Genomic DNA, 12007 nt, shown 5'->3' on the forward strand with positions numbered 1-12007 from the left:
GATTAAATCAATACAATATCAAAAATAATTAAAGTGATTCTCTTTTTTAATTGACCGAAATTTCGTACTTTTGCAGTCTGAAAATGTGAGAAATTCTGTAGAGATAGCTTCACATTGCAAAAAGACATTGATAACAAATAGATAAAATTAAGCAAAAATGCCAAAATTAAAAACTAAATCAGGTGCTAAGAAGCGTTTTAAGCTTACCGGAACCGGAAAGATTAAAAGAAAAGGTGCTTTCAAAAGCCACATCTTGACCAAAAAAGAAACGAAGCAAAAGAGAAATCTTACGCAAACTTCTTATGTTGCAGAAGTGGACAAAAAGAGCGTTTTACGTCAATTAGCTTTAAGATAGTTTTTATAAATCAACCGGTTTATAAGAATTAAAAAATTCAGAAAATTTAACCCTGAAACGGCGCAAAAAAGTGTAATGAAATAATTTACCGCCCTTTTCAAAAAAACAAATTTAATTATGCCAAGATCAGTAAATGCAGTAGCTTCTAGAGCTCGCAGAAAAAAAGTTATTAAATTGGCCAAAGGTTATTTCGGTAGAAGAAAGAACGTTTGGACAGTTGCAAAAAACGCCGTACAAAAAGCAATGCAATATGCTTACCGCGGTAGAAAAGAAAAGAAAAGAAATTTCAGAAGCTTATGGATCATGCGTATCAACGCTGGTGCAAGAGAACACGGGATGTCTTACTCCCAATTTATGGGCGCTCTTAAAACGAACAACATCGAATTGAACAGAAAAGTTTTAGCTGATTTAGCAATGAATCACCCTGAAGCCTTCAAAGCAATCGTTGATCAAGTAAAATAAATGTAGAATTATTTGTTATCAATTATTAATCTCACTCTTTTAAAGGGTGAGATTTTTTGTGACATTATCTTACAAAAATTCTCTCATCGAAATTAAAACTCTCTATTTTAATAATTTTGATTTTTCCAGCTTCTTTATGAAAAGGATTAATCGCATAATTAAAATCGCCTTGAACCGCTGCTGAAGGAACTTTCATGATCAAAAATTTGTTGGCTTTTAAAAATGTATCTCCAATCTCTTGTGTAGAATTCAAATGTGGAAATGTTTTCCAATGAAATGGCAATTTTTTTAATTCGAAGACAGAATCTTCGGGAATTTCAATATGAACCAGTTGATAATCCTTCGGAATAATTCCTAAAGGCGTGTGAACCGCAATTTCTGTAACACAAAGTGCAATCGATTGTGCAGTATAAAGCATCGCATTTCCTTTGCTATTCCATCTTCCACCCACTAATTCAGCACCTTTCCCCGAAAGATCCTGTGCATATATCCTTTTTGAAAGCCGATAAACAATCATGCCAAAACACCATGTTCAATTCGTGTGAGCTCATCCATCAAAAGATTAATACCAAAAGTTGTAGTAAGCAAATCTTTCGGAATGGTATTTCCTAAAGCGACACTTTCTGAATTTAGCCAAATAGAAAAATTATTGGCATCGCCAAAAACTTCTTGCCCTCTAGAATGGAGCATTTCTATTTGCAAAATTCTTTCGGATTGTGGAGTATCAAAGGATTTTTCTTCATTTTGATAGCGAGATAGGGTTTTGCCTGAGATATGAAGAAAACCAGCCCAATCTTGCATCGTAAAAGTAAATTTCTGTGAAATATTAAAAAAAGTTTTAAAATCTAAACCTTTATTTACAATATCTATTAAATTAAAAACACCTGCATCATCATAATTTTTGTAACCATACAATGCAATAGGTTCGTTCACGGTGTTTGTTGTTTCTTTGGAAGTTTTATATTTTTTCATCTTTAAATTCTTTACCCAAAGATACGACTTTTGTCCTTATACAAAAGACTTTTGTCTATTTTCTTAAAGTTTTTTATAAACCATCATTAAATTTTCGGCAATTTTTTCATCATTAAATTTTTGGACAAACTGTAAACCTTTATCAGAACGGCGTTTCCTGTCAGCTTCATTATTCCAAAGGAAAAGAATTTTAGATTTTAAATCATTAGAATTCAATGGATCAATATATAACGAATATTCCCCACCAGCTTCTGGGAGCGAACTTGTATTACTTGCAATTACAGGAGTCTGAGAGTAAAGCGCTTCAATAATCGGAATTCCAAAACCTTCAAAAAAACTGGGATAAACGAAAATATCCGCAAGCTTATAAATCGCAGCCAGTTCTTCCATTGAAACACTTTCCAGGAATTGAACTTGATTTTCTAATTTATTTTTCTTGAGGTATTTTTGAACTTTATTAAAATATTTTGTTTTTTTACCAATAACGACTAATGGAATTTCAGTTCCATTGATGCCTCTCACAATATTTAAAAGATTTTTACGCTCTTCAATCGTCCCAACATTCAGAATGAATCTTTGGGGTAAATGATATTTTCCTTTGACAGAAGTCAGAAAGTCTTCACTTTGATTTTCCTTAAAAGCGCAATGACAACCTTGATAAATAACTCTAATTTTCTCTTCCGGAACTTTTAAAAGTTTAATAATATCTCTTTTGGTCTGTTCGGAAATAGCAATAATCACATCAGCATGCACTGCCGCTTTTTTAAACTTCCAGAAATGAATTATTCGGTCGAAAAAAGAATAATACTGCGGAAATCTCATGAAAATTAAATCATGAATGGTGACTACTTTTTTAATCGATTTGCCTGCCCATTTCAAAGGCAACTCGCCAGAAAGTCCATGGAAAATATCTGCATCGATTTTCTGTGCATCTTTCCCCATCTTCAATTGTCGCGACATCGTTCCTTTCGAAGTTTCAACAAAAGAAACATTGGATAAGCTTAATATATCTTTTCCTTTTTCAGACGGACTTTCATTAAAAAGCACATATTGATTTTCTGGAAAATAGGTTGCTAAAATCCGAACCAAATCACGGGAATAGTTACCTAAACCCGAACTGTTATTAAAGAAACGTTTTCCATCAAAAGCAATTTTCATGATAGAATATTTTTTTGAAATTCTTGAAATGTTCCGAACTGATAGCCTGAATTTTTTAACCAAAATAAAAACTGATCAAAATTTTCCACCATTTCCTTTCCGGAATTTTTGGTGGTAAAAGCTGGAAGTTTAAATTTTTCGTCCTTGATCTCTGCAAACTCCCACGGATGGAAATATACATTCAGATAATTATCCTTCTTCAAAACATCTTTTGCCAGTTTTTTATAGAAACTGAACGGAAAATTGTGGAAGCTCAACCAAAATAAAGGAACCCTAAAATTCGGAGAAACAGAAGCCGGAATTTGCAAAACTTCACCTTCATTAAAATAGGTTCGGGACACTTTAAGATTGTTATATCTTCCGGGGAGAAAGGTTGGGTTTACCGATGAATTATAAGAGTAGCCGGCTTTCTCAACTTCTTTCTCATCCACTTTCATCATTCTGGGCATTCGCAAACCCGTGACATCAGTATTAAAAAGTTCACTGAGTTTTTCGCGAGATTTTTTTAAATCTTCAATTTCAAATTTTGAATGAAACCAAGTGTGAGAAGCGAGCTCGTGACCTTCTTCTAAAAGTTGTACAATTAAATCTTTATTATTTTCAGCAAAAACAACGGTAGAAAAAAAAGTGGCTTTTGCACCATGCTTTTTTAGAAGTTCTAAAATATTCTGCAATCCTTTTCTTGAAATAGAAAGCTGTTCTTCAAAGGAGATATTACCTTTGTATTCGAATGGCATATCAAATTCTTCAATATCAAAACTCAGTAAAACCATTTTTAAAAATTTTTGGAACGAATAATATAATTGGGTCTTTCTTTAACTTGTTTGAAAATTTTACCTAAATAAATTCCGATGATTCCCATAATTATTAATTGCAAACCGCCAAAAAAAACCACGGTCATAATTAAAGAGGCCCAACCAGAAATTTCGGTTTTGGTCATAAAAGAATGAATGATATAAATTAAATATCCGAAAACGGATAAAACTGAAAAAATAAAGCCCAAATATGCAGCTATGTAAAGTGGTTTCACACTAAATGCCGTAATCCCAGTAAATGCAAAACGAATCATTTTACTAAGATGATAACTGCTTTCTCCTGATGCCCTTTCTGCTGCAACGTAAGGAACACCAGCCTGACGAAAACCCACCCAAGTCGATAACCCACGCAGGAAAATATCGGCTTCATTCATTTCACGCACTACATCAACTACGGAAGCGTCCATTAAACGAAAATCTGAACCCCCTCCTTTTACCAGATTTACGTCGGAAATACTGGATAGCAAATGGTAAAAAACAGTCGATGTTTTTCTTTTAAATGCGGAGATTTGTTTTGGGTAAGTTCGAATGGTATATACGATGTCAAAACCTTCTTCCCACTTTTCAATTAATTCTGGAATCAGTTCTGGTGGATGTTGCAAATCGGCATCCATAGAAATTACTGCGTTTCCGTTAGCGTAATCCATTCCCGCTTTTACGGCAGGTTGATGACCGAAATTTCGAGAAAATTCTATAAACTTTACTTCTTCAAAGTGGTTTGATAAATCTTCTAATTTCTTTTGAGTTTGATCTCGACTTCCATCATTTACAAAAATAATTTCGAAACGATAATTTTCGAGTTTCGAGAAAACGTCTTTGATTCTTTGGTGAATCAAAGCGACATTGTTTTCTTCATTATGAGCGGGAATGACGATGGAAATCTTCTTCACTGCTTTAATTTATTTAGTCTAATTGATAATCTTTTTCGAAATCTTTGGTCAACAATTCGTAAATAATACGGAACCAAACAATGCAACAAGGTAGTGCTTTTAAGGAATATTTCATAATATAATTATCCTTAATGAATTTAGGAAATAAATCCGAAAATGAGAAACAGGTTAAAATCATCACGAAGATTAATAAACCAACTATTAATGGCGATTTCTCTTTTTGAATAATGAACCAAATCATTACTCCAGCAACTGCAATAATAAAAGTTGGCGATTCTGAACCCGAACTGAAAAGAACGATAAATAAAAGTGTTGAAGCCAAAATCATCATCTGAAAAGGAAGATTTTTATATTGTTTTATTCTTAAATAGGGCAATGTAAAAATTGCCATTCCCGGAAAGAGGAAAACCAAGTTAGAAATATCGGCATGCCCGGAAATCCGTCTTACAATTCCCATCAAAGAATAGTCCTGTCTGTTTCCTAAAACCTGATTCGCAGTATTTTTCTCCGACAAAGACTGAAACCAATCTGCATACGATTGAAGTCCAAAATGAGGACTTGAAAGTAACATTGGTAATATTAAAAATAAAATACCGAATCCTAAAAAAGATAGGATGAATTTCCATTTATTCTTAATGAAAAAGAAAGCGGAAAGTCCAGCAATTCCATAGAGTTTTACAAAAAAACCTATTAAAATAGAAATCGTTGATTGGATTTCTTTCCGTTCGTAAATATAAACTGCAGAAAGCATTAATAATCCTGTTAAAGCGATATTAAACTGTAAACTCACGGCAGCCGTAATGAACTCCTGCAAACATAACCAAGCAAAGAATGCTTTTTTAGGATTAGAGAATGGCAGTTTATAAATGGCAAAAACAAAAACAAAAGTATTGGCAATATTCCATAAAACAATTCCCAACCAATCTGGTAAAATAGCGAAAGGCGCAATTAATACGCTGAATAAAATTCCATAATGATTCGAATCAAAATGTACCTCTGGATACAATAAATAGATGTTTTTCTGTGCTAAAGTATTATCAAAAACATTTTTGAAAATCATGTAATTATTATACTTTTCTGGTCCACCGCGATATTTTGTAATCGCCGATAAAATAGAAACAAGAAAATAAATCCCAAAAATATATTTGGGATTTGAAATAAATTTTAAGAATTTATCTTTCAAGTTTAAGTAGAATTTAGAATTAAACTGCTACATTATTTTCTCTCAAAGCATCGTTAAGAGAAGTTTTTTTATCAGTAGATTCTTTTCTTTGTCCGATGATTAAAGCACAAGGAACTTGAAATTCTCCCGCAGGAAACTGTTTGGTATAACTTCCTGGAATCACAACAGAACGAGCAGGAACTCTTCCTTTAATTTCAACTGGAATATCGCCAGTTACATCGATAATTTTTGTGGATGCGGTTAGAACAACATTTGCTCCTAAAACAGCTTCTCTTTCAACATGAACGCCTTCTACAACGATGCATCTTGAACCAACGAAAACATTATCTTCAATAATAACTGGAGCTGCTTGAAGCGGTTCTAAAACGCCACCAATTCCTACTCCACCACTTAAATGAACATCCTTTCCGATTTGCGCACAACTTCCAACCGTTGCCCAAGTATCAACCATCGTTCCAGAATCTACATACGCTCCGATGTTGACATAAGACGGCATCAAAATTACGCCCGATGCAATATAAGCACCCTCACGTGCAACAGCGTGTGGAACTACACGAACTCCTTTTTCGGCATACCCTCTTTTCAGAGGAATTTTATCATGGAATTCAAACGGTCCAACTTCAATGGTTTCCATTTTTTGAATTGGGAAATACATCACGACTGCTTTTTTTACCCATTCGTTTACTTTCCAACCATTTTCAGTAGGTTCAGCAACACGAAGTTCGCCCAAATCTAATTGACGAATCACTTCGCGAATTGCTTTTTGACTGTCTTCATTTTGTAACAATTCACGGTTGTCCCAAATATTTTCGATGGTTTGTTGTAACATATTTTATTTTTGAATTTATAATTTTTGAATAAAGGCAAATTTACAAAACTCTTCTTGCAAAAAGGTAAGCATTGTTCCAATATCTTTCGTTGAGTGAGGAAATAATCACGCCTTTTGAAGTAGAAGCATGAATAAATGTCACTTCGCCATCGCCTCTTATATTATGTACAATTCCTACATGCGTAACTTTACTTCCGCCAGCTGTTGCAAAAAACAGCAAGTCACCAGGTTTTGTTTCTTTAATAGTTATATGTTTTCCAGCATTTGATTGATCTTCGGAACGGCGCGGAAGTTTGGTGTTATTTTCATCGAATACTTTACAAACCAGACCAGAACAATCGAAACCAGAAGAGGAATTTCCTGCGTATTTATAGGGAGTACCGAGATATTTTTCTGCATCTTTTAAAATTTCTTTAACATCTGAATTTATTTTTCCAGAAAAATTAGATTCTAATTTTTTAAGATCGGAAGTTCTGGTGACAGATTTGGAAGAAACGCTTTTGTTGGTAACAGATTTTGATGCTCCACAAGAAACAACAAAAAGTAGCGCAATAACTGCAAATAATAAGTTTTTCATTTTTAAAATAGCATGATTTTCAAAAATAGTAAAATTATTTTCATTTGAGCGAATTTTAAAGATCTTCGTTTGTACTAAGAGAATGTAAAGTATTTTAATAAACGTAAAAGACACAAAAACAATAAAATTTTAAGTTTTCCAAAAGTTCAAAAAAAAAAGGAAAATACTATCTTTTTTGCTCTTTTAGAGGTTTTCCTTTTTAGTTTTTCTTTTGTGCTTTGTGATTTAAGGATATTTTTTTATTTTTAAATAGCCTTTTAATATTTCAAAATCATTCCCGATTCACCAAATCCATTGAAAAAGCTGGCAAACAAATTGCCAAATAATCGCAAGGCTCATCAAACGGATTGCTATAACGAACTCTCGCTCCTTTTTCAATCAAAATGCTTTGTCCGGTTTCTAAAATAACAATTTCGCCATCAATTTCAAATTGCTTTTTTCCTTTAATAATATAAGTAAATTCATCGAATTCGGGCGTTTGAAATGGCTCGCTCCAATTGGGCGGCGCAATCATGTGCGCAATGGAAACATTAGGATTTCCTGTTGAATTCCCCCAAATTTCTTCGATGACTTTTCCGTCGGTTGTTGGCACGACGAAAGGTGATTTTTGAATTCTATATTTTGACATAAAGATGATTTTAAAAGTCATTCAAAATTACAAATTATTTTTTTTCCTTTCAGATTGAACGATTGAAGATGAAAATAATTTTGAATAACCCAATCATGGCAAAACGTGCTTGGAATCATACTTTGATGTTTTTGAAGGAAATTTTAAAGTAAGAAAAATTTAATTTTGGTATTTAAAACTTTTGCGGTTAAAACAAAACAATCCTTTTCAAAAAAAAATTGAAAAGGATTTAATATAAAGATTTGATTTGGTTTAAAACTGCATTTCAGGAATTTCGCCTTCAATGATTAAATCGGCTTCGGTAGATTTTATAATTTCTTCTACAGAAACTCCCGGTGCTCTTTCCAAAAGTTTGAAACCATTGGGCGTAACTTCTAAAACTGCCATTTCGGTCACTACCTTTTTCACGCAACCAACTCCTGTTAATGGCAAAGTACATTTTTTTAGAATTTTACTTTCGCCAGCTTTGTTTACGTGCATCATTGCAACGATAATATTTTCGGCAGAAGCCACCAAATCCATCGCGCCGCCCATTCCTTTCACCATTTTTCCCGGGATTTTCCAGTTGGCAATGTCGCCGTTTTCTGAAACTTCCATTGCTCCAAGAATCGTTAAATCTACTTTTTTGCTTCTAATCATTCCGAAACTGAAAGCAGAATCGAAAAAAGATGCTCCTGGAAGCGTCGTAATCGTTTGTTTTCCGGCATTAATTAAATCGGGATCTTCTTCGCCTTCAAAAGGAAAAGGTCCCATTCCGAGAACGCCGTTTTCACTTTGAAATTCTACTGAAAGATTCTGTGGGACGTAGTTTGCAACCAAAGTCGGGATTCCGATTCCGAGGTTGACGTAATATCTATCTTTTACTTCTTTTGAAATTCTTTGGGCGATTTGTTCTTTTGTGAGCATTGTAAATAACTTTGATTGCAATTTACTCAATTTATAAAAACTATGAAAATTATAATTCTTTTTACCCACAAAATCACAAAGTTAATTTGCAATAATTTTTGAACCATTAAGATATTAAGAATATTCAGCTGTCTTAATTTTCTTAATATCTTAATGGTTCAATTTATTATTATTTATCAATACAACAATTCTATCAAGCAAATCAAATTATTATCAATAACAATCGAATTTATATCAGTATTTTTGCCCCATTATTTTAACAAAAATTTTTCAATGAAAACCTTATTATATTATTTAAAACCTCATAAATGGCTGCTCGTTTTTTCTTTACTTTTAGCCACCATCAATCAGGTTTTCTCTTTATTTGGACCAGCAATTACGGGGAATATTCTCGATCAGTTGGTTACTCATCCTAATTTTTTTGATAAAGAAAAATTATTGCCCAGAAACTTAGACCAATATTTTTATGGAACTGATCTTTACCACGGCGTATTTTATTTTTTAGGATTATTAATCGGAACCGCGATGGTGAGCCGAATTGCGAAAGCTTTTCAAGATTATGTGGTAAATGTGATCACCCAAAAATTTGGCGCAAATATTTTCACAGACGGCTTGCAACATTCAATGGCATTACCTTACCAAGAATTTGAAGACCAAAGAAGTGGTGAAACTTTATCGATTTTAACTAAAGTTCGGGAAGATTCGGTGAAATTTATCACCAATTTCATCAATATATTTTTCGGAATTTTGGTGAGTATTATTTTCGTTTCTGTTTATGCAATTCGCTTGCATTGGTCGATTATGCCGGTTTATGTGGTTGGGATTTTCATCATTTCTTTCATCACCAATTTACTGAGTAAAAGAATTAAAAACATTCAAAAAACAATCGTAGCCGAAACCAATAGTTTGGCAGGAAGCACAACGGAAAGTTTACGAAATATCGAAATTGTAAAAAGTTTAGGTTTAACAAAACAAGAAGTTAAACGTTTGAATAGCAATACTTACAAGATTTTAGGTTTGGAACTCAGAAAAGTAAAAAGCATTCGTTCTTTAAGTTTTATTCAAGGAACGATGGTGAATTTTCTGCAACAGATGATCACCTTTACTTTATTGTTTCTTATTTTTAAAAATATTGTGACTCCGGGACAATATTTATCATTAATGTTTTACGGATTCTTTATTTTCGGACCGATGCAGGAAATCGGAAACATCATTATTTCTTACCGTGAAGCACAAGCTTCTTTGAATAATTTCGATCAATTGATGAAAAAACCTGCGGAAGAAAAACCACAAACGCCAAAACAAATTGGCTCCATCGAAAAATTGGCATTTAACCACGTTTCGTTTCAACATCGATCTGCGTCATATAAAGCTTTAAATAATATTTCTTTTGAAGTTAAAAATGGCGAAACCATTGCTTTTGTTGGACCAAGCGGTTCGGGAAAAAGTACGTTGGTGAAACTTTTGGTCGGATTGTATCGTCCGAAAGAAGGGACAATTTTCTACAATAATATCAATGGAAATGAATTTGATTTCGATGAACTGAGAAATCAAATCGGGTTTGTAACGCAAGACACGCAACTTTTTGCAGGAACAATTAAAGAAAATCTCTTGTTCGTAAATCCCGAAGCGACGGAAGAAGATGTACAATTGGCTTTGAAAAAATCGAGTTGTACTGCCTTAATCCAAAGAGCTGAAAAAGGAATAGAAACCGTAATCGGCGAAGGTGGATTCAAATTAAGCGGTGGCGAAAAACAAAGAATTGCCATTGCAAGAGCTTTGCTCAGAAAACCACATTTGCTTATTTTTGATGAAGCAACTTCCGCTTTAGACAGCATTACGGAAGAAGAAATCACTTCCACAATCAAAGAAGTTTCGAAAGAAAAAGAGCAAATCACCGTTCTCATCGCCCACCGATTATCTACAATTATGCACGCCGACCGAATTTATGTTTTGGAAAAAGGACAAGTTATCGAAACCGGTTCTCACGAGAATTTGTTGGATGAAAAAGGTTTGTATTATGCGATGTGGAGACAGCAAATTGGGGAAAGGAAAGTTGGGAGGAGTGTTTAGAATTTTCACGTAAAAATTTTAATGTAATTGTGTATATTTGAAGTTATCTGAAATCGTCCATGAAAATTGTGATAGAATATGAAATTAAAATTTAAAATATTATTTGCCTTCTTTTCCATTTTAGGAAATGCTCAAAATTTAAAAACTTCTAATATTTTAAAAGTTTCTGACAGTATTTTATTACAAAACACCAAATCTAATTTATTTCCTTTTTTTAAATTTTCTGATGGGTCATATTATAAGTATTCGAAAGGAATATATGAGCGAACAGGAAAGTTTATAACTAATAAAAAGATTAAAAATAATGTAACTGAAATTTGGGTTTTGTATTCTTTTAAATACCCAAAAATAGAAGGTGTAAAAGGTGGTACTTGGATAAAACTTGATAAAAATCTAAATTTGATAGAACCTGTTTCATTGGAATTTATTCCTGAATTTTTGAGAAAAAATGAAAGGTCTAATTTTATTCCCAAAGAAGTCGCTTACAATATTGCCATTGAAAACTTCATAAAGGAAGGAATAAAAATTGAAAATCCTGAACTATTTTTTGATAAAAACCAAAATGCATATGTTTATATGATTATCAATAAATTAAATGAATACAAAAATTTTGCAAATAAACCTGCAGGAAATACTGAGGTAATAAAAATAAATGCCGAAAATGGAAAAATTGTAGAGAAATTTGATGGATATTATGGTTTAATAATTCGTTGATAAAAACCTTGCCAAAACGTCGAAACTTTGGCAAAGTTGGTTGATAAATAGAAAATTTCAATCTCGCTTTCTCACCGTTCTCTGTTCAATTCTTTTTTCAAATTTTTCGCCTTGAAAAATCGCATTATAAAAACTTTGAATAAATACCAACAATTGGTATCTTTGATTATAAATTAAAAGTGATGGCAAAAAATACCTCCATTTTATTGGGCGATTATTTCGATCAGTTTATCAGTCAGCAAATTAAATCGGGGAAATTTTCCTCGGCAAGTGAAGTGGTAAGAACCGCTTTGCGATTGTTTGAACACGAAGAAACCAAGAAATCTGAATTGATTAAAGAATTAAAAAAAGGCGAAAAATCTGGTTTTTTAGAAAATTTTAATCGGGAATCTTTTCTGCAAAATCTTCATGAAAAACATGCTGCTGAATAATGAAATACAAAATC

Annotated in this window: 15 protein-coding genes; 5 read left to right on the plus strand and 10 right to left on the minus strand. The window is 32.8% G+C overall.

The genetic code is table 11. From position 1 onward, the window contains the following. Positions 1 to 157 precede the first annotated feature (157 nt). Both rpmI and rplT read left to right on the plus strand, forming a co-directional pair. Entirely contained in the window at positions 158 to 355 is a 198-nt protein-coding gene (gene rpmI, locus WBY99_RS09035; RefSeq protein ID WP_012782450.1) for a 50S ribosomal protein L35, read from the plus strand. A gap of 117 nt (positions 356 to 472) precedes the next feature. Further along, positions 473 to 817, plus strand: a complete 345-nt coding sequence (gene rplT / locus WBY99_RS09040; RefSeq protein ID WP_423976003.1) for a 50S ribosomal protein L20 — start codon at positions 473 to 475, stop codon at positions 815 to 817. A gap of 64 nt (positions 818 to 881) precedes the next feature. On the opposite strand, the gene WBY99_RS09045 is transcribed toward rplT, so the two are convergent. The 10 genes from WBY99_RS09045 to WBY99_RS09090 all read right to left on the minus strand — a co-directional run bounded on the left by WBY99_RS09045 (position 882) and on the right by WBY99_RS09090 (position 8775). Then, on the minus strand, positions 882 to 1334 hold the full coding sequence (locus tag WBY99_RS09045; protein ID WP_423976004.1) for an RES family NAD+ phosphorylase: 453 nt from the start codon (positions 1332 to 1334) through the stop codon (positions 882 to 884). Continuing rightward, on the minus strand, positions 1331 to 1789 hold the full coding sequence (gene parS / locus WBY99_RS09050) for a type II RES/Xre toxin-antitoxin system antitoxin (RefSeq protein ID WP_423976005.1): 459 nt from the start codon (positions 1787 to 1789) through the stop codon (positions 1331 to 1333). The genes WBY99_RS09045 and parS overlap by 4 nt, the downstream gene beginning before the upstream one ends. A 63-nt stretch (positions 1790 to 1852) precedes the next feature. After that, positions 1853 to 2947 carry a glycosyltransferase family 4 protein gene (locus tag WBY99_RS09055; protein ID WP_423976006.1) on the minus strand — a complete coding sequence of 365 codons (1095 nt, stop codon included), beginning with the start codon at positions 2945 to 2947 and terminating at the stop codon, positions 1853 to 1855. Continuing rightward, positions 2944 to 3720 (minus strand): polysaccharide deacetylase family protein, encoded by a 777-nt coding sequence (locus tag WBY99_RS09060; RefSeq protein WP_423976007.1) that lies wholly within the window; start codon positions 3718 to 3720, stop codon positions 2944 to 2946. The genes WBY99_RS09055 and WBY99_RS09060 overlap by 4 nt, the downstream gene beginning before the upstream one ends. Positions 3721 to 3722: 2 nt before the next feature. Continuing rightward, positions 3723 to 4652, minus strand: coding sequence for a glycosyltransferase family 2 protein (locus WBY99_RS09065; protein WP_423976008.1), 930 nt, complete (start codon positions 4650 to 4652; stop codon positions 3723 to 3725). Between the two features lie 13 nt (positions 4653 to 4665). Beyond that, on the minus strand, positions 4666 to 5835 hold the full coding sequence (locus WBY99_RS09070; RefSeq protein ID WP_423976009.1) for a glycosyltransferase family 87 protein: 1170 nt from the start codon (positions 5833 to 5835) through the stop codon (positions 4666 to 4668). 19 nt (positions 5836 to 5854) lie between these two features. Further along, positions 5855 to 6664, minus strand: a complete 810-nt coding sequence (locus tag WBY99_RS09075; protein ID WP_423976010.1) for a 2,3,4,5-tetrahydropyridine-2,6-dicarboxylate N-succinyltransferase — start codon at positions 6662 to 6664, stop codon at positions 5855 to 5857. A 40-nt stretch (positions 6665 to 6704) separates the two neighbouring features. Continuing rightward, entirely contained in the window at positions 6705 to 7241 is a 537-nt protein-coding gene (locus WBY99_RS09080; RefSeq protein WP_423976011.1) for a C40 family peptidase, read from the minus strand. A 271-nt stretch (positions 7242 to 7512) separates the two neighbouring features. Further along, positions 7513 to 7869: a cupin domain-containing protein gene (locus tag WBY99_RS09085; protein ID WP_423976012.1), complete on the minus strand. Its 357-nt coding sequence runs from the start codon at positions 7867 to 7869 to the stop codon at positions 7513 to 7515. A 252-nt stretch (positions 7870 to 8121) separates the two neighbouring features. Then, positions 8122 to 8775 (minus strand): CoA transferase subunit B, encoded by a 654-nt coding sequence (locus tag WBY99_RS09090; protein WP_423976013.1) that lies wholly within the window; start codon positions 8773 to 8775, stop codon positions 8122 to 8124. Between the two features lie 273 nt (positions 8776 to 9048). On the opposite strand from WBY99_RS09090, the gene WBY99_RS09095 reads away from it, so the two are divergent. The 3 genes from WBY99_RS09095 (at position 9049) to WBY99_RS09105 (ending at position 11993) form a co-directional block, all read left to right on the plus strand. Continuing rightward, positions 9049 to 10848, plus strand: a complete 1800-nt coding sequence (locus WBY99_RS09095; RefSeq protein ID WP_423976014.1) for an ABC transporter ATP-binding protein — start codon at positions 9049 to 9051, stop codon at positions 10846 to 10848. Between the two features lie 78 nt (positions 10849 to 10926). Beyond that, the gene (locus tag WBY99_RS09100) at positions 10927 to 11562 is read left to right on the plus strand and encodes a hypothetical protein (RefSeq protein WP_423976015.1); all 636 of its coding nucleotides are present in this window, start codon (positions 10927 to 10929) and stop codon (positions 11560 to 11562) included. Positions 11563 to 11744: 182 nt separating this feature from the next. Continuing rightward, positions 11745 to 11993: a type II toxin-antitoxin system ParD family antitoxin gene (locus WBY99_RS09105; protein WP_423976016.1), complete on the plus strand. Its 249-nt coding sequence runs from the start codon at positions 11745 to 11747 to the stop codon at positions 11991 to 11993. Positions 11994 to 12007: the final 14 nt, after the last annotated feature.

The sequence above is a fragment of the Kaistella sp. genome, assembly GCF_049588135.1.
GTDB lineage: Bacteria > Bacteroidota > Bacteroidia > Flavobacteriales > Weeksellaceae > Kaistella.